Source organism: Ignavibacteriales bacterium, assembly GCA_016709765.1.
Classification (GTDB): Bacteria; Bacteroidota; Ignavibacteria; order Ignavibacteriales; family Ignavibacteriaceae; genus IGN3.
Genome location: JADJMD010000016.1, coordinates 44,092 through 60,944, shown reverse-complemented (window position 1 = coordinate 60,944; position 16,853 = coordinate 44,092). Strand labels below are relative to the sequence as shown.

At 34.3% G+C, this 16,853-nt stretch carries 32 protein-coding genes and 1 tRNA gene; all 33 read right to left on the bottom strand.

Going from position 1 to position 16,853, the window contains the following annotated elements; translation table 11 throughout:
• Positions 1 to 57 precede the first annotated feature (57 nt).
• Positions 58 to 642, bottom strand: coding sequence for a YihA family ribosome biogenesis GTP-binding protein (locus tag IPJ23_18860; protein ID MBK7632704.1), 585 nt, complete (start codon positions 640 to 642; stop codon positions 58 to 60).
• A gap of 58 nt (positions 643 to 700) precedes the next feature.
• Entirely contained in the window at positions 701 to 1,195 is a 495-nt protein-coding gene (gene rplQ / locus IPJ23_18855) for a 50S ribosomal protein L17 (GenBank protein ID MBK7632703.1), read from the bottom strand.
• A gap of 17 nt (positions 1,196 to 1,212) precedes the next feature.
• The gene (locus IPJ23_18850; protein MBK7632702.1) at positions 1,213 to 2,208 is read right to left on the bottom strand and encodes a DNA-directed RNA polymerase subunit alpha; all 996 of its coding nucleotides are present in this window, start codon (positions 2,206 to 2,208) and stop codon (positions 1,213 to 1,215) included.
• A gap of 32 nt (positions 2,209 to 2,240) precedes the next feature.
• Complete coding sequence (rpsD, locus tag IPJ23_18845; protein ID MBK7632701.1) at positions 2,241 to 2,867, bottom strand: 30S ribosomal protein S4; 627 nt, start codon at positions 2,865 to 2,867, stop codon at positions 2,241 to 2,243.
• 18 nt (positions 2,868 to 2,885) lie between these two features.
• A complete protein-coding gene (gene rpsK / locus IPJ23_18840; protein ID MBK7632700.1) occupies positions 2,886 to 3,272 on the bottom strand; it encodes a 30S ribosomal protein S11 in 387 nt (128 codons plus the stop codon).
• A gap of 26 nt (positions 3,273 to 3,298) precedes the next feature.
• Positions 3,299 to 3,682: a 30S ribosomal protein S13 gene (rpsM, locus tag IPJ23_18835; protein ID MBK7632699.1), complete on the bottom strand. Its 384-nt coding sequence runs from the start codon at positions 3,680 to 3,682 to the stop codon at positions 3,299 to 3,301.
• An 18-nt stretch (positions 3,683 to 3,700) separates the two neighbouring features.
• Positions 3,701 to 3,814 (bottom strand): 50S ribosomal protein L36, encoded by a 114-nt coding sequence (gene rpmJ, locus IPJ23_18830; GenBank protein MBK7632698.1) that lies wholly within the window; start codon positions 3,812 to 3,814, stop codon positions 3,701 to 3,703.
• Positions 3,815 to 3,825: 11 nt separating this feature from the next.
• On the bottom strand, positions 3,826 to 4,044 hold the full coding sequence (gene infA / locus IPJ23_18825; protein ID MBK7632697.1) for a translation initiation factor IF-1: 219 nt from the start codon (positions 4,042 to 4,044) through the stop codon (positions 3,826 to 3,828).
• Positions 4,045 to 4,806, bottom strand: a complete 762-nt coding sequence (gene map, locus IPJ23_18820; protein MBK7632696.1) for a type I methionyl aminopeptidase — start codon at positions 4,804 to 4,806, stop codon at positions 4,045 to 4,047.
• Positions 4,807 to 4,813: 7 nt separating this feature from the next.
• Positions 4,814 to 6,148 (bottom strand): preprotein translocase subunit SecY, encoded by a 1,335-nt coding sequence (gene secY, locus IPJ23_18815; GenBank protein ID MBK7632695.1) that lies wholly within the window; start codon positions 6,146 to 6,148, stop codon positions 4,814 to 4,816.
• An 11-nt stretch (positions 6,149 to 6,159) separates the two neighbouring features.
• Positions 6,160 to 6,618: a 50S ribosomal protein L15 gene (rplO, locus tag IPJ23_18810; protein ID MBK7632694.1), complete on the bottom strand. Its 459-nt coding sequence runs from the start codon at positions 6,616 to 6,618 to the stop codon at positions 6,160 to 6,162.
• Between the two features lie 12 nt (positions 6,619 to 6,630).
• Positions 6,631 to 6,816, bottom strand: coding sequence for a 50S ribosomal protein L30 (gene rpmD / locus IPJ23_18805; GenBank protein MBK7632693.1), 186 nt, complete (start codon positions 6,814 to 6,816; stop codon positions 6,631 to 6,633).
• Between the two features lie 11 nt (positions 6,817 to 6,827).
• Complete coding sequence (gene rpsE / locus IPJ23_18800) at positions 6,828 to 7,352, bottom strand: 30S ribosomal protein S5 (protein MBK7632692.1); 525 nt, start codon at positions 7,350 to 7,352, stop codon at positions 6,828 to 6,830.
• 34 nt (positions 7,353 to 7,386) lie between these two features.
• Positions 7,387 to 7,460 (bottom strand) — tRNA-Gln (locus IPJ23_18795).
• A 4-nt stretch (positions 7,461 to 7,464) separates the two neighbouring features.
• The gene (gene rplR, locus IPJ23_18790) at positions 7,465 to 7,830 is read right to left on the bottom strand and encodes a 50S ribosomal protein L18 (GenBank protein MBK7632691.1); all 366 of its coding nucleotides are present in this window, start codon (positions 7,828 to 7,830) and stop codon (positions 7,465 to 7,467) included.
• A gap of 22 nt (positions 7,831 to 7,852) precedes the next feature.
• The gene (gene rplF, locus IPJ23_18785; protein MBK7632690.1) at positions 7,853 to 8,392 is read right to left on the bottom strand and encodes a 50S ribosomal protein L6; all 540 of its coding nucleotides are present in this window, start codon (positions 8,390 to 8,392) and stop codon (positions 7,853 to 7,855) included.
• 22 nt (positions 8,393 to 8,414) lie between these two features.
• Positions 8,415 to 8,810 (bottom strand): 30S ribosomal protein S8, encoded by a 396-nt coding sequence (gene rpsH / locus IPJ23_18780; protein ID MBK7632689.1) that lies wholly within the window; start codon positions 8,808 to 8,810, stop codon positions 8,415 to 8,417.
• A gap of 12 nt (positions 8,811 to 8,822) precedes the next feature.
• Positions 8,823 to 9,092 (bottom strand): 30S ribosomal protein S14, encoded by a 270-nt coding sequence (gene rpsN, locus IPJ23_18775; GenBank protein MBK7632688.1) that lies wholly within the window; start codon positions 9,090 to 9,092, stop codon positions 8,823 to 8,825.
• Between the two features lie 18 nt (positions 9,093 to 9,110).
• The gene (gene rplE / locus IPJ23_18770) at positions 9,111 to 9,773 is read right to left on the bottom strand and encodes a 50S ribosomal protein L5 (protein MBK7632687.1); all 663 of its coding nucleotides are present in this window, start codon (positions 9,771 to 9,773) and stop codon (positions 9,111 to 9,113) included.
• 30 nt (positions 9,774 to 9,803) lie between these two features.
• Positions 9,804 to 10,130 (bottom strand): 50S ribosomal protein L24, encoded by a 327-nt coding sequence (gene rplX, locus IPJ23_18765; GenBank protein ID MBK7632686.1) that lies wholly within the window; start codon positions 10,128 to 10,130, stop codon positions 9,804 to 9,806.
• Positions 10,131 to 10,143: 13 nt separating this feature from the next.
• A complete protein-coding gene (gene rplN, locus IPJ23_18760; protein ID MBK7632685.1) occupies positions 10,144 to 10,512 on the bottom strand; it encodes a 50S ribosomal protein L14 in 369 nt (122 codons plus the stop codon).
• 14 nt (positions 10,513 to 10,526) lie between these two features.
• Positions 10,527 to 10,784, bottom strand: a complete 258-nt coding sequence (gene rpsQ, locus IPJ23_18755) for a 30S ribosomal protein S17 (GenBank protein ID MBK7632684.1) — start codon at positions 10,782 to 10,784, stop codon at positions 10,527 to 10,529.
• Positions 10,785 to 10,786: 2 nt separating this feature from the next.
• Positions 10,787 to 11,020, bottom strand: a complete 234-nt coding sequence (rpmC, locus tag IPJ23_18750; protein ID MBK7632683.1) for a 50S ribosomal protein L29 — start codon at positions 11,018 to 11,020, stop codon at positions 10,787 to 10,789.
• Positions 11,021 to 11,033: 13 nt separating this feature from the next.
• Positions 11,034 to 11,453 (bottom strand): 50S ribosomal protein L16, encoded by a 420-nt coding sequence (gene rplP / locus IPJ23_18745; GenBank protein ID MBK7632682.1) that lies wholly within the window; start codon positions 11,451 to 11,453, stop codon positions 11,034 to 11,036.
• 23 nt (positions 11,454 to 11,476) lie between these two features.
• Entirely contained in the window at positions 11,477 to 12,118 is a 642-nt protein-coding gene (gene rpsC / locus IPJ23_18740) for a 30S ribosomal protein S3 (GenBank protein ID MBK7632681.1), read from the bottom strand.
• Positions 12,119 to 12,134: 16 nt separating this feature from the next.
• Complete coding sequence (gene rplV, locus IPJ23_18735) at positions 12,135 to 12,479, bottom strand: 50S ribosomal protein L22 (GenBank protein ID MBK7632680.1); 345 nt, start codon at positions 12,477 to 12,479, stop codon at positions 12,135 to 12,137.
• Positions 12,480 to 12,501: 22 nt separating this feature from the next.
• The gene (rpsS, locus tag IPJ23_18730; GenBank protein MBK7632679.1) at positions 12,502 to 12,783 is read right to left on the bottom strand and encodes a 30S ribosomal protein S19; all 282 of its coding nucleotides are present in this window, start codon (positions 12,781 to 12,783) and stop codon (positions 12,502 to 12,504) included.
• Between the two features lie 17 nt (positions 12,784 to 12,800).
• A complete protein-coding gene (rplB, locus tag IPJ23_18725) occupies positions 12,801 to 13,625 on the bottom strand; it encodes a 50S ribosomal protein L2 (protein MBK7632678.1) in 825 nt (274 codons plus the stop codon).
• 21 nt (positions 13,626 to 13,646) lie between these two features.
• Entirely contained in the window at positions 13,647 to 13,943 is a 297-nt protein-coding gene (gene rplW, locus IPJ23_18720; GenBank protein MBK7632677.1) for a 50S ribosomal protein L23, read from the bottom strand.
• Position 13,944: 1 nt separating this feature from the next.
• Positions 13,945 to 14,592: a 50S ribosomal protein L4 gene (gene rplD / locus IPJ23_18715; protein ID MBK7632676.1), complete on the bottom strand. Its 648-nt coding sequence runs from the start codon at positions 14,590 to 14,592 to the stop codon at positions 13,945 to 13,947.
• Between the two features lie 13 nt (positions 14,593 to 14,605).
• Positions 14,606 to 15,229, bottom strand: coding sequence for a 50S ribosomal protein L3 (rplC, locus tag IPJ23_18710; GenBank protein ID MBK7632675.1), 624 nt, complete (start codon positions 15,227 to 15,229; stop codon positions 14,606 to 14,608).
• Positions 15,230 to 15,246: 17 nt separating this feature from the next.
• Entirely contained in the window at positions 15,247 to 15,555 is a 309-nt protein-coding gene (rpsJ, locus tag IPJ23_18705) for a 30S ribosomal protein S10 (GenBank protein MBK7632674.1), read from the bottom strand.
• Positions 15,556 to 15,640: 85 nt separating this feature from the next.
• Positions 15,641 to 16,846: an elongation factor Tu gene (gene tuf, locus IPJ23_18700; protein MBK7632673.1), complete on the bottom strand. Its 1,206-nt coding sequence runs from the start codon at positions 16,844 to 16,846 to the stop codon at positions 15,641 to 15,643.
• Positions 16,847 to 16,853 lie beyond the last annotated feature (7 nt).

The following is a 16,853-nucleotide window of genomic DNA, read 5'->3' as shown; positions in this document are numbered from 1 at the left end:
TAATATAAATGTATGTTAAAAAAATTACAAACTCTCTGCAGCAAAGATATAAACTATTTAATAAAATAATGTGGTAAGTAGTTTTTTAATTTCTTTATTTCCAGTTCCTTTTACTGATGAAAAATAGAATAGGTTTTCATTTAGGAGCAGTTCCGGAAAAAACTCGGTGGCCATTTTCTTTGCTTTAGAAAATTCGGATTGCTTTAATTTATCAGACTTATTTAGTAAGACTATATACGGAATGTCTAATGATCTTATCATTTCATTCAATTTGATGTCCAATTCTGTCGGTTTATGTCGGCTATCGATTAAATGAATGGTTAGCTGTATAAACCCTGAACTTGAAAAAAAATCATTTACGAGCGTTCCCCACTTTTTTCTTTCGGATTGACTGATTTTAGCATAGCCGTAACCCGGCAAATCTACGATATAGAATTTTGAATCAATGTCATAATAATTTATGGATCTTGTTTTGCCTGGGGTTGAACTAGTTTTAGCGAGGTTTTTTCGATTAAAGATGGAGTTAATAAAAGAGGATTTACCAACATTTGATCTTCCACAAAGTACTACCTCAGGAAATCTTTCTTTAGGTAAATCAGCTACACTATAGGCAGATGCTATAAATTTTGGATTTTCAAACATAATAAAAAAGAGTAACCGGAAACCCGATTACTCTTTAAATACTTTAATTAACTTATTTTTACTTACTTTTTTTGCTGGTTTTTTCTTCAACAACAGTAGCTTCTTCTATTCCATCACTACCTTTTTTTTCAGCTTTATCTTTGGCTTTCAAATCACGTTTAGCTTTATGCTCTTCAGCTTTTTTATTAGCAACATCATTATAATCAACTAATTCTAAAATTGCCATTGCTGCTGCATCACCATTGCGATTGCCAAGTTTTACAACTCTAGTGTATCCGCCTGGTCGATCTCCAATTTTAGGAATAATTTCACTAAAAAGTTCATGAACAACTTCTTTATCATTTATAAATGATAATACGTGTCTGCGGACGTGTAAATCATTTTTTTTAGCTTTGGTAATTAATTTTTCTACAAAGGTTCTAGCTTCTTTAGCTTTCGCTTCAGTAGTTTTAATTCTTTTATACTTCAAGAGGGAAGTTGTTAATGCGTTAAGCAATGCTGCGCGATGGCTTGCTGTCCTGCCTAATTTTCTTCCTTTAACGCTGTGATTCATTGAGCAACCTATCTAAATTAATGTGATTCAGAATCTTCTTTAATATATTTATCTACGTCCATTCCAAAATCAAGACCAAGAGTTTCAACTATTTCCATTAACTCTGCTAAGGACTTTCTTCCGAAATTTCTAAACTTGAGCATTTCCTGCTCATCTTTTCTAACTAACTCTGCAAGATTTTTAATGTTTGCAGCTTTAAGACAATTGTGCGATCTTACGCTTAATTCAAGATCATCAACCGGAGTTAATAATATTTTTTTGATTCTCTCAGATTCGCTGTCTTTTTGACTAACATTTTGTTCTTCCTCTTGTTCAATATCAAAGTTGATGAACAATTGAACATGCTCTCTTAAAACTTTTGCTGCTTGTGTAAGTGCATCATCAGGTGTAATTGAGCCGTCAGTGGTAATTTCAAATGTTAATTTTTCAAAATCATTCTTATCACCAATTCTAACATTTTCAACTTCATACTTAACAAGTTTAATTGGAGTAAAAATCGAATCAATCGGTATTACACCAATTGTTTGATCGGCTACAATATTCTCTTGAGCAGGTACGTAACCAACGCCTTTACCAACTCTAATTTCAATATCCAATTTAGCGCTTTTATTAAGCGTTGCAATATGTAATTCAGGGTTTAATATTTCAACTTCATTACTTGCTTTTTGAATATCACCTGCAGTCCATTCACCTGGTCCGGCTAATGAAATATCAATTTTATTTGGTTTCTTAGAAAGAAATTTCATTCTTACTTGTTTGAGATTTAATATAATCTCTGAAACATCCTCAACAACTCCTTCAATCGTAGTAAACTCATGCAGCACACCGCTAAACTTAACAGAAGTTATAGCAGCACCTTGCAACGATGATAAAAGTACTCTGCGTAGTGAGTTACCTAAGGTAACACCAAAACCTCTTTCCAGCGGCTGCAGTGTAAATCTTCCAAACGAGTTTGTGTAATTGGCTTCATCAAGAACAACAGCTTCTGGCATCTTTAAAGATGATACACTCATTATTATCCTCTATCTTATTCTAATTAAAAATTTTATTTCGAGTAAAGCTCAACTACTAATTGTTCATTAGCATTCAATGGAACATCAGCTCTTTCCGGAATTTGAACAAAGGTACCGGAAAGTGTTGCTTTATCAACAGTAAGCCAACCGTATGTGTTATCTTTTACTCTTTTTAGTGAATTATGAATTGCATCTAATTTCTTGCTCTTATCTTTTATTTGAATAACATCACCTGCTTTTAGTAAATATGCAGGGATATCTACAAGAGTACTATTAACAATTATATGTCTATGTGTTATAAGTTGTCTTGCTTGTTTTCTGGATGATGCGAATCCAAGTCTAAAAACAACGTTGTCCAACCGTCTTTCAAGAAGTTTGATTAGGTTTTCACCAGTTCTACCTTTTTGGCTGGTAGCTTTTTCAAAATAATTTCTAAACTGAGTTTCTAGTAAACCATATGATCTTTTAATTTTTTGTTTTTCTCTTAACTGTACTCCGTATTCAGAAACTTTAGATCTTCTTGATAATCCGTGTTGTCCTGGAGGATAGTTTCTTTGTTCGATCGGACATTTTTCCGTATAACATTTCTGTCCTTTAAGGAAAAGCTTTTGTCTTTCTCTTCTACATAATTTACAAACTGAATCAGTGTATCTTGCCATTTAGTGAATCTCCATAAATTAAACTCTTCTTTTCTTAGGTGGTCTGCATCCGTTATGAGGAATTGGCGTAACATCTTTTATTGAAGATATGGTTAAACCAGCAGTGTGTAATGCTCTTATTGCCGCTTCCCTACCGGAACCGGGTCCTTTTACAAATACTTCAATCTTTCTCATTCCCAAATCATACGCTTCTTTGGCAGCTGCTTCTGCAGAAACCTGTGCAGCAAATGGTGTATTTTTTCTTGATCCTTTAAATCCGTTCTTACCAGCAGATGACCAGGAAACTGTATTCCCATAAATATCTGTTATTGTAACAAGAACGTTATTAAAAGTTGCTTTAATATGTGCTACACCGTTGGAATCAACGTGTGTTTTTTTCTTAACTTTTTTTACAGTTTTAGCCAATTCTCAAATCTCCGTATTGTCAAATGTTATTTCTTAGATGGTGCTTTTTTCTTACCGGCAACCGTTCTTCTCTTACCTTTTCTAGTCCTGGAATTAGTTCTGGTTCTTTGTCCTCTTGCAGGTAAACTCTTACGATGTCTTACACCACGATAAGAACCAATATCCATTAATCGCTTAATATTCTGTTGAACTTCAGAACGCAAGGCTCCTTCAACTCTATATTCAGCAGTTATCACCGATCTAATTTCAGCAACCTCTTCTTCAGTAAGATCGGAAACTTTTTTTACGGGACTAACTTTAGCCTTTTCTAAAATTGTTGCGGCAGTATGCTCACCTATACCATAGATATATTGTAAGCCGTACAACACTTTTTTATTTTTTGGTAAATCAACTCCAGCTATACGAGCCAATGATATACTCCTTTGTTTTTAACCTTGACGTTGTTTGTGTTTTGGGTTTTTGCAAATTACTCTTACAACACCCTTGCGTTTAATAACTTTACATTTATCGCAAATCTTCTTAACAGATGCTCTAACTTTCATTTTAATTTTTCCTATTTATACCTGTAAGTAATTCTGCCTTTAGTCAGATCATAAGGAGAAAGTTCAATTGAAACTTTATCTCCTACTAAAATTTTTATAAAGTGCATTCTCATTTTTCCGGATATATGAGCATGTATTTCATGTCCGTTATCAAGCTTTACTCTAAATGTTGCATTAGGTAAAGTTTCGGTAATGATACCATCTATTTTAATCGGACCTTGTTTAGCCATTTAACAAATTGTTAATATTTCCGGCAAATTATTATTTATCAAAATTGTATGTTCAAAATGTGCTGAAGTCGAGCCGTCAGCAGTGATAATTGTCCATCCATCTTTTGCTGTAGCAACATCATATTTCCCAGCATTTACCATCGGTTCAATTGCAAGTGTCATCCCATTTTTTAACTTTGGTCCGGTTCCTTTTCTGCCAAAGTTTGGAATGGAAGGTTCCTCGTGTAAAAATTTTCCAACTCCATGCCCGCAAAGATCTCTAACTATCGAAAACCCATTTGCTTCAACGTAAACTTGTATAGCATTAGAAATATCGTGAACTTTATTTCCAGCAATTGCTTGCTCAATCCCAATTTGTAAAGAACGTTCAGTAACATCCATTAATTTTTGTTTTTCATCAGAGATATTTCCAATCTCAACTGATAATGCTGCATCTCCAAAATATCCATCTTTAAGAACTCCAATATCTATTGAAATGATTTCACCTTCCTTTAATACTCTTGCACTTGGAATTCCATGAACTACTTCATCATCAACCGAAGAACAAATTGAACCGGGAAAACCCGGGGCACCACCTTGCGAATAACCTTTAAATGCTGGTTTTGCATTATTGCTTCTGATATAATCTTCAGCCATTTTATCAAGTTCTAAAGTTGTAATCCCCACTCTAACATTTGATTTGAGAAGTTGAAGTGTTTCAGCGACTATTCTACAACTTTCTCTTATATAATCAATTTCTTTTTTAGATTTTATTAAAATCACAAAAAAATTATCTTCTACCTTTTATTTTACCAGCTTTCATAAAACCATCATAATGTCTCATCAACAAGTGTGATTCAATTTGCTGCAAGGTATCAAGTGCAACTCCAACAATAATTAGCAAACTTGTACCGCCAAAAAATTGTGCAAAGCTTCCTGAAACACCCCAAGCAGACACAAATGCTGGAAGAATCGCAACAATCGCTAAAAATATTGAACCTGGTAAAGTAATCTTTGTTAAAATATTATCAATAAATTCTGATGTTTGTTTTCCTGGTCTAATCCCTGGAATAAATCCACCTTGCTTCTTCATGTTATCTGCAACGTCTTTTGGATTAAAAGCAATTGCTGTATAGAAGTAAGTAAAGAAAATTATCATTAACGCATAAACTGTAGAGTATATTGGCGAATGATATTGAAACCAACCTGCAACCATCTGTAAAAAATCATTATCTGGGAAGAAAGACAATACCGTTGTAGGTATAAACATAATTGATTGTGCAAATATAATAGGCATTACTCCTGCAGTATTAACCCTTAATGGAATATACTGCGTAACGCCGCCGTAAACTTTTCTTCCAACAACTCTTTTTGCATATTGAACAGGAATCTTTCTTGTTCCCTGTGTAACCAAAACAACACCAGCAATAATAAAAAACATAAATGCAAAAATAATTATCTCAATAATAATTGATCTGCTGCCTGCAGAAATCAATCTAATCTCATCAAAAATTGAGTGTGGGAATCTCGCAACAATTCCTATAAAAATGATAAGGGAAATACCATTGCCAATTCCTTTATCTGTTATCTGCTCACCCATCCACATCATAAACATTGTTCCTGAGGTAAGAATAATGATTGTTGACAAAACCCAACCAATACCTTGCACCGGTTGTGGAACAATTGATAAGCCTTGAAACTGAGTATTAAGCAATTTAACAGTAACACCCCAAGCTTGCATAGCAGAAATAAGCACAGTTCCATATCTGGTTAACTGAGTAATTTTTTTTCTTCCTTCTTCACCTTCTTGCTGTAACTTTTGGAAGTAAGGGACAACAGCACCCATCAACTGAAGAATAATTGAAGCTGAAATGTAAGGCATAATACCAAGTGCAAAAATTGCTGCATTTGAAAAAGCACCACCAACAAAAAGATCATATAATCCAAATAGATTATCTGATGATGCATTTTTCATGCTTTCTGATAGTAATACCGCATCAACACCGGGTATTGTTAAATGTGATCCTAATCGAACAATAAACAAAAGAGCTAACGTATATAAAATACGCTGTCTAAGTTCGTGAATCTTAAAAATATTTCTGAATGTATCTGTAAATTTTGACATCTGTTTGTTTGCTATACTTTAGTAATAGTGCCACCAGCTGCTTCAATTTTTTGTTGAGCTGATTTACTGAAATCACTAACAGTTAAATTCAATTTAGATTTAACATCACCCTTGCCTAAAACCTTAATAGGTTTTTTTGAGCTTGAAACTAATCCTAATTTCTTTAACTCGGCAGCATTTAAAGTTTGATCTTTAATTAATTTGGCATCAACTAATTTTTGTAATGAGTTTACGTTTACAACTTGATATTCTATTTTAAAAATATTTGTAAACCCAAATTTTGGAACTCGTCTTTGAAGCGGCATCTGACCCCCTTCAAACCAGGCTTTATGTTTTGCACCTGATCTTGACATCTGACCATTCATACCTCGGGTAGATTGGTTTCCATGTCCGGAGCCTTCACCACGTCCAACTCTTTTGCGATTTTTTCTAGAGCCTTTTGCGTACTTAAGATTGCTTAATATATCCATTATAAAACCTTACTAATCTTTTAATTCTTCAACTTTAACCAAGTGAGTTACTTTTCTTACCATTCCTCTTATCTGAGGAGTATCGTTATGAATTTTAACCCAATTTGGTCTTCCTAAACCCAATGCTTCAATTGTAGCCTTTTGATCTTTAGGTCTATCTATTATACTTCTAGTTTGAGTGATTTTTATTTTTGCCATTTTCCTAATCCTTAGTTCGCACTAATAAACAAATCTTTAATTGTAATGCCTCTCTTTGAAGCCATTTTTCTTGCATCAATCTGCTTTAATAAACCATCAAGAGTTGCTTTAACTTGATTGTGTGGATTGCTTGAACCGAGTGATTTTGTAAGGATATCTGAAATACCTGCAGCTTCTAAAACTGCTCTAACACCGCCACCTGCAATCAAACCTGTTCCCGGTGAAGCTGGTTTTAGTAATACTTTGCCAGCACCAAATTTACCAATAATTTCGTGAGCGACTGTTCCTTTGATAATAGAAACTTTTACAACGTTTTTCTTTGCATCATCAATGCCTTTAGAAATAGCATCAGTAACTTCATTTGCTTTACCAAGACCTACTCCAACAACACCATTACCATTACCAACAACTACAATAGCATTAAAACTGAATCTACGTCCACCTTTAACAACTTTAGCAACTCTGTTAATGTGAACAACTTTTTCTTTAAGTCCTTCAGTATCAGTTGATTTTACAGCTTTCAAATAAATCTCCAAACAATCTTTTAATTAAATAAATTACTTAACACTTTGGTTGCCGGAAGAGGATTCGAACCTCTACAGACGCCTCCAAAGGGCGTAGTCCTACCATTAGACGATCCGGCAATTATCAAAATTTTAATCCGGCTTCACGAGCGCCTTCAGCAATAGCTTGAATACGTCCGTGATATCGATATCCATTACGATCAAAAACTACGTTAGATATTTTTTGTTCTAATGCTTTTTTTGCAACTAAACTTCCAACAAGTTTACTTTTTGAAACTTTGCCTTTAGAGTTTTTGATTTCTTCAACAAGTTCTTTTGATAATGATGAAGCTGCAGCTAAAGTAGTACCTGTTGAATCATCAATAATCTGAGCATAAACTTGATTAAGGCTTCTGTATACTGTTAATCTTGGTACTTCTGTAGTCCCAGATATTTTTTTTCTTATTCTTGTCTTTGATCTTAATCGTGGACTATTATTTCGCTTTATCATTTTATTCTAAACTCCATTACAATTATTTACCTGCAGTTTTGCCGGCTTTTCTTAAAATCTGTTCATTAGAGTATTTAATACCTTTGCCTTTATAAGGTTCCGGTTTTCTTATGGATCTTATTTTTGCAGCAACCTGTCCAACTAATTGTTTATCAATTCCTGAGATAACAATATGCGTTGGTGTTGTTGCTTCTAATTTTATTCCGGTTGGTGGAATAAAATATATTGGGTGCGAATATCCCATATTCAATAAAAGGTTTGTGCCTTTCAATTCAACTTTATAACCAACTCCAACGATATCCAAATCTTTTTTATACTCTTCATTAACGCCAAGAATCATATTCTGAATCAATGCGCGTGTTAATCCATGAAGTGCTCTGTTTTCTTTTTGATCATCAGGTCTTTTAACTTCAATCTTACTATCATTCATTTCAACTTTCATGTTGTTATGAACAACTCTTTGAAGTTCGCCTTTAGGACCTTTAACTTTAACATTATTGCCCTCCAACGTAACAGTTACGCCTTTAGGGATTTCAATTATTTTTTTTCCAATTCTTGACACTTTTAATTCTCCATCAAAAAAATTACCAGATATAACAAATTACTTCACCACCAACTGATTGAGTTCTAGCTTCCTTGTCTGTTAACAATCCTTTAGAGGTTGAAATAACAGCAGTTCCTAAACCATTAAGAACTCTTGGTAGTTCAGATGCATCTTTATAAATCCGTAATCCGGGTTTGCTAATTCTTTTAAGACCGGTTATTGCGCTAGCGCCATCACGATACTTAAGTTGAATTTTAATAAAATTTTGTTTGTTATCTTCAACGATAGAATAATCGTGAATAAAACTTTCTTTCTTTAAGATATCCGCTAAACCTTGCTTCATTTTTGAAGCAGGAATTTCTACTCTTAATTTCTTTGCTTTCGAAGCATTTCTAATTCTTAGCAAAAAATCTGAAATCGGATCAGTTACTGACATAATTATAAACTCCTACCAACTTGATTTTTTTAATCCTGGAATCTCACCTCGAAGAGCCATCTCTCTGAGGACTAATCTAGATACGCCAAACTTACGGTAGTATGATCTTCCTCTACCAGTAAACATGCAACGATTTTTTAATCTAACCGGAGATGAATTGCGCGGCAACTTTTGTAATGCATCGTAATCACCTTTTTCTTTCAGTTCTTCTCTAAGCTTTTTAAACTTTTCATTAAGCTTTCTTCTTTTTGCATCACGGGCGATTATGCTAAGTCTTGCCATTAAGTCTCCTTTAAATCCTTAATTATCTTCTTTTTTTCTAAATGGAATACCGAATGCTTTTAACAATTCAAAAGATTCGTTATCAGTATTTGCTGATGTAACAAGAGTAATATCCATACCCATTACACGTGTAATTTTATCTGCATTTATTTCTGGAAATATAATCTGTTCTTTAATGCCAATGGTATAATTCCCTCTGCCATCAAATGATTTATCAGATAAGCCCTTAAAATCTCTTACACGAGGTAAGGCAACGTTAATAAGTCTATCAAGAAACTCGTACATTCTTTCTTTTCTCAAAGTAACCATTGCACCAATATTTGTATTTACGCGCAATTTAAAATTTGAAATATCTTTCTTTGATTTTCTAACGCTTACTTTCTGACCAGTTATAGTTTCAAGTTCTTTAACTGCTTCATCCATAATTTTTTGATCAGCTACGGCCGCGCCAACTCCCATATTAACAACAATTTTATCAAGTTTAGGAGCCTGCATAATACTTTTGTAACTAAAAGTTTTAATCAAAGCAGGAACAATTTCTTTTTTGTAAATTTCACCAAGTCTTGGTGTTATCTTAATTTCTTTTTCAAATGCAGCAGGAGCGTCTTTAGTCGATACTTTTTTCTGCTGTTCCTTCTTCTGAGGTTCTTTATCTGATTTTTTTATTTTCTTTTCAGCCATTTCTCTACAACTCTAATAAATTAAATTTACTTATGGAATCATTTCACCAGAAACTTGACTAACTCTGGCAATTTTCTTTTTACCTGATTTTTCATCTAAAATAACTCTAGCACCTATCCTTGTGGGTTCATTAGATTTTGGATCAAGAATCATAACATTTGAAATGTGTATAGCTGCTTCTTTTTCCTGAATGCCACCTTGTGGTGATTTTTGAGTTGGCTTTGTATGCCTTTTCCTAAGATTAATTCCTTCAATAATTAATCGAGATGTTTTAGGAAATACTTTTAGAACTTTTCCGGTTCTGCCTTTATCATTACCGGCAATAACCATTACACTATCATTTTTTCTTATTTTCATTTATCAAAAATCCTTATATAACTTCTGGTGCTAAAGAAACAATTTTCATAAACTGTCTTTCTCTTAATTCCCTTGCAACAGGTCCAAAAATACGGGTGCCTTTTGGCTCGTTCTGAGCGTTGATTAACACAGCAGCATTTTCATCAAATCTAATGTAAGAACCATCTTTTCTTCTAACTTCTTTTTTTGTTCTAACAATTACTGCACGTGATACCTCACCCTTTTTAACTGTTCCATTAGGTATTGCTGTTTTGACCGATACAACTATTGTATCACCTACAGTAGCATACTTTCTATCGCTACCACCAAGTACACGGATACATCTTACTCGCTTAGCGCCTGAATTATCCGCAACAATTAGATTGGTTTCTTCTTGAATCATCTTATAAAATCTCCTTACTTGGCTTTTTCAACAATTTCTACAAGGCGCCATCTCTTATTCTTGCTGAGCGGGCGAGTTTCCATAATTTTAACTTTATCACCTAAACCGCATTCCTGTTTTTCATCGTGAGCCATAAGCTTAGTAGTCTTCTTAAAATACTTTTTATAGATAGGATGAGGAACTTTTCTTTCAATAGCAACAGTGATGGTCTTATCCATTTTATTGCTAACTACTACACCAATTCTAGTTTTTCTTAAAGTACGTTGTTCCATTATTAAGCTTTAGCTCCTTCCTTTTTATCTGTTTGAGCTACTTTTTCTGCCTTTAATCTTTCAGTCAAAATAGTTTTCATTCTAGCAATATCTTTTTTAGCAAGCGCAAGTTTAGAAGTATTGTTCAACTGTTTAAGCTGATGAGAAAAACGAAGATCAACTAAATTTATTTCTTCTTCTTCTATTCTCTTTGCAAGTTCATCACTTGTCATTTCTTTTATTTCGTATAATTTCATTTCTATTATTCTTTTATTGTTCAATATCTGGTCTGCTTACAACCTTAGTTTTAATAGGAAGTTTATGTGAACACAATTTCAAAGCTTCACTCGCTAGTTCTCTTGAGATACCAGCTACTTCAAACATCACTCTTCCTGGTTTAATAACCGCAACCCAAAACTCAGGACCACCTTTTCCTTTTCCCATTCTTGTTTCCAGAGGTTTTTTAGAAACTGGTTTATCTGGAAAAATTCTAATCCAAACTTTACCATCTCTTTTCATTTTTCTGGTAAGCGCAACACGACAAGCTTCAATTTGTCTGCTCGTTATCCATGCTGGTTCCATAGCTTTTAATCCAAAATCACCAAAAGCAACGGAACTTCCTCTATAGGCTTTTCCCGCTCTTCTTCCGCGCTGCGATTTTCTGTACTTTACTCTTTTTGGCATTAACATAAGAAAAAAACTCCTAAGCGATTTTATTCAGTGACTCTTTTGCCAAGAATTTCTCCACGGCAAATCCAAACTTTTATTCCAATAGAACCATAAATTGTTTCAGCTCTACCATTTGCGTAATCTATATCCGCTCTAATAGTGTGTAGAGGAATTCTACCTTCTTTATATTGCTCAGTTCTTGCCATTTCTGCACCACCAAGTCTTCCAGCACACATAATTCTAATACCTTCAGCACCCATTCTCATCGCGGCAGTTATAGAAGTTTTCATTGCTCTTCTAAAAGATACTCTACCAGCAAGCTGACTAGCGATATTTTCTGCAACTAAATAAGCATCTAATTCTGGTCTCTTAATTTCAGATATCTGAACTTTAACATCTTTACTTGTTATTCTTTTCAATTCTTCTTCAAGCTGTGTAATTTCTTTACCACTCTTACCAATAACAACTCCAGGTCTTGAAGTATGAATTGTTAAGATTATATTTTTTGAAGTCCTATCAATAACAATTCTTGAAATCCCAGCCTTCTTCAATCTATTCTTTACATAAGTACGAAGCTTATCATCTTCCTTTAACTTAACTGCATAGCTTTTATTTTCATACCAGTTAGAATCCCAACCTCTGATGACTCCAACTCTAAATCCTACGGGGTGTGTTTTTTGTCCCAAAAATCTATCTCCTTAATTATACTTTACTTGCAACTATAACAGTTAAATGACAGGATCTTTTTCTGATTCTGTATGCACGTCCCATCGGTGCTGGTGAAATTCTTTTGATCGTTGGTCCTTGATCAACAAAAACTTCCTTTACATATAAATCTTGTGGTTCAACTCTGGTTGCATCATCTGAGTTTAAAAGATTCGCAACTGCTGATCTCAAAGTTTTTTCAGCATCTTTAGATGAATGCTTTGAGGAGAAGTGTAATACTTCCAAAGCTTTATCAACACGCATTCCTCTTATAAGATCAATTACCAATCTCATTTTTCTTGGTGATGAACCTATATATCTATTTATTGCTCTAGCTTCCATTAATTTCAAATCCTATTGTTTATCATTTAGATGATTTTTCTGCCTTTGTACCAGGATGACCTCTGAAAATTCTAGTTGGTGAAAACTCACCAAGTTTATGTCCAACCATATTTTCAGTAACATAAACAGGAATCATTTTATTACCATTATGAACAGCAATTGTATGTCCAACAAAATCTGGAAAAATGGTTGAAGAACGAGACCATGTTTTTATAATTTTTTTCTGATTAGTATCGTTTAGCTTTTTAATTTTCTCAGCTAATTTATAATCTAGAAAAGGACCTTTTTTTACGGATCTTGGCATAAATTACTCTCTAATTACTACTTACGTCTTTTAATAATGTGTTTATTAGATTCTTTTTTTCTTTTTCTTGTTTTTAGACCTTTAGCTTTTTGTCCCCAAGGAGATACAGGATGACCACCGCCGGAAGTTTTACCTTCACCACCACCCATTGGGTGATCAACCGGGTTCATCGCAACACCTCTAACACTTGGTCTAATTCCGCGCCATCTGTTTCTACCAGCTTTACCCTGACTTAAATTTTCATGCTCTGAATTACCAACAACACCGTATGTAGCAATACATTCTAGTCTTATTAATCTCACTTCGCCAGAAGGCATTTTTAGTTGTGCAAAGTCGCCTTCCTTAGCCATAACTTGAATTGAAGCCCCAGCGCTTCTTCCTAATTGCCCACCCTTTCCTGGTTTCATCTCAACGTTGTGAACAAAACTACCCAGTGGCATTTCTTTTAATGGAAGTGCATTACCAATTTGAATATCACTGCCAGGACCAGAGACTACCTTACTTCCAACCTTTAAACCTTCGGGTGCTAGAATATATCTCTTTTCACCATCAGCATAATGAAGTAATGCTATTCTGCAAGTTCTGTTCGGATCATATTCAATTGAAAAAACTTTTGCTGGTATTCCAGGTTTGTTTCTCTTAAAATCAATAATTCTATATTTTCTTTTATGACCACCACCAATAAATCTCGTAGTAATATGACCAAGATTATTTCTTCCTCCGGATCTTTTAATAACACCCGTAAGAGATTTTTCCGGAGTAGTTTTAGTAATCTCCTCAAAAGTAGAGTTTGATCTAAATCTTGATCCTGGAGTAGTTGGTTTTAATTTTTTAATTCCCATTATATATTCCTATTTCCTATGCTATACTTGCTCAAAAAGTTCAATTTTTTCTCCCTCTTTTAGGGTAACGATAGCTTTTTTAGAGCGTGCTGTTTTACCTTCAAATCTTCCACTTTTTCTAAATTGAGATTTTATTTTCCCTGGATGATTTATAGTTCTAACTTCAATAACATGAACATCAAACTTTTTCTCAATCGCTTTTTTGATTTCAATTTTATTTGCTCGTGGGTTAACCAAGAATCCATACTTACCAGCTTGTTCTGCGCTGATGTTTGTCATTTTTTCTGTTATAAGCGGTCTAACTAAAATATTATTCATATTAACTTACCACCTCTTCATTTGCAGTAAATGTTTTTTCTATTTCTTTAACTGCACTTTTTTGTAAGATCAATATCTGATTATTCAATAAATCATAAGTAGATGCTTTTGATGCTTCTAACACTTTTACTTTAGGAATATTTCTTCCTGATTTATAAACATTCGGATTATTTGCTTCTGTAAGTAAAAGAATTTTTTTGCCACTAACTTTTAACGCACTAAGAATTTTTGAAAAATCCTTTGTCTTTGGTTGATCAAGATTAAAATCTTCAACAACTAAAAGTTGGGCATCTTTAGCTTTATAGCTAAAAGCTGATTTACGAGCCAATCTTCTAACTTTTTTTGGTAAATCTTGTCTATAATCTCTCGGACGTGGCCCAAATATTGTTCCACCACCAACCCATAAGGGTGAGCGTGATGTACCGGCGCGAGCACCTCCACGACCTTTTTGCTTCCAAGGTTTCTTACCGCCGCCTCTAACTTCTGCTCTTTCCTTAGACTTGGATGTACCCTGTCTTTGGTTAGCTAAAAAAGCTTTTACAGATAAATAGATTGCGTGATCATTAGGTTCTATCGCAAAAATGCTATCGGATAAATCAATTTTATCAACCGATTTAGATCCATCTATTTTTAAAACATCAAGTATCATTTTATTAACCGAATTACTTCTTAATCAATTCTAAAATTGTATTCACGGCACCTGGAACAGCGCCTTTAACAAAAATTAAATTTTGTTCTGGAATAACTTTAACTACTTTTAATCCCGCTATGGTTACATTGTCATAACCCATTCTGCCTGCCATCTTCATTCCCTTAAACACCCTAGAAGGATATGAACTTGAACCTATTGATCCAGGGGCTCTTAATCGATCGCTTTGTCCGTGAGTTGTTCCACCAACACCACCAAAATTATGGCGTTTCATAACACCCTGAAATCCCTTACCCTTACTTTTACCGCGAACTTTTATTTTCTCACCTTCAATAAAAAAGTCGGCACCTATCTGATCACCTACTTTATAATCACCAGCTTCGAAATTCCTAAACTCTTTTAAGAATCTTGCAGGTTTGATTCCGCTGCTTTTGTATTGACCAGCTAAAGGTTTAGTAGTATGTTTTTCTTTTCTTTCACCAAAAGATAATTGAAAAGCCTCATAACCATTTTTTTCTTTAGTTCTAATATTTACAACCATACATGGTCCTGCTTGTATAACAGTAACAGGTATAATCTCTCCGTCTTTACCGAAGATATTAGACATTCCCAATTTTTTACCAATTATGCCAGACATCTTATCTCCAATATTCATTATAGCTTAATCTCAATATCAACACCCGCAGGAATATCAAGTTTACTTAAAGAGTCCACGGTTTTGTTGTTTGAGTTATGGATATCGATTATTCTTTTGTGCGCCCTTGTTTCAAATTGCTCTCTTGATTTTTTATCTACGTGAGGTGAACGCAAAACTGTATAAATAGTTCTTTTTGTTGGAAGCGGAATAGGTCCGGAAACAACCGCACCAGTACTTCTAACCGTTTTAATAATCTTCTCGGTAGATTTATCAATCAAAATGTGATCGTACGATTTCAATTTAATTCTTATTTTTTGACCGGGCACTTAATCAACTCCTTTTATTAAATTAGATAAGAAAAGGGAGATTAAACTCCCTTTTCAAGAGCAACACTAAATAATCATTTAATAATTATTTTATAATCTTTGTAACAACACCAGAACCAACTGTTCTACCGCCCTCACGAATAGCAAATCTTAATTTCTCTTCCATTGCGATTGGAGCAATTAACTCAATTGATAAATTAACATTATCACCAGGCATAACCATTTCAGTTCCCTCTGGTAAGGTAGCAACACCAGTTACGTCAGTTGTTCTGAAATAAAACTGTGGTCTGTAACCATTAAAAAATGGTGTGTGTCTTCCACCTTCATCTTTTGAAAGCACATATACAGATCCTTCAAAATTTGTATGAGGAGTAATAGAACCGGTTTTTGCAAGTACCATTCCTCTTTCAATTTCATTTTTATCAACACCTCTTAACAAGATACCAGCATTATCTCCAGCCATAGCTTGATCTAATTCTTTTCTAAACATTTCGATACCGGTAACAACTGTTTTCTTGTGTAAGCCTAATCCGATAAGTTCAACTTCTTCCTGAATTTTAACTTGACCTCTTTCAACTCTACCTGTAGCAACCGTTCCACGACCAGTAATTGAGAAAACGTCCTCAACTGGCATTAAGAATGGTTTGTCTGAATGTCTTTCAGGAACCGGAATGTAGCTGTCAACAGCATCCATAAGTTCCCAAATACAATTATATCTTTCATCAGTAATTTCAGCATTTGAAGCACCTGCTTCTAATGCATGAAGTGCAGATCCTTTAATAATAGGTATTTCAGTACCAGGGAATTCGTATTCAGTTAATAGGTCTCTTAATTCTTCTTCAACTAATTCAATCAATTCCGGATCATCAACCATATCAACTTTATTTAAGAATACAACCATTTTAGGAACACCAACCTGTCGAGCAAGGAGAATGTGCTCTCTAGTTTGTGGCATTGGGCCATCTGTAGCGGCAACAACTAGTATAGCGCCGTCCATCTGAGCAGCACCCGTGATCATGTTCTTAACATAATCAGCGTGACCAGGACAATCAACGTGTGCATAGTGACGGTTCGCAGTTGAATACTCAACGTGAGCTGTTGCAATCGTAATACCTCTTTCTCTCTCTTCAGGTGCATTATCAATACTATCAAAAGTTCTTATTGCTGATAAGCCCTTTCTAGCGAGAGCCATTGTGATGGCAGCGGTTAATGTGGTTTTACCATGATCCACGTGACCAATTGTTCCAACGTTAACGTGAGGTTTACTCCTATCAAATTTTTCTTTAGCCATCGAATTC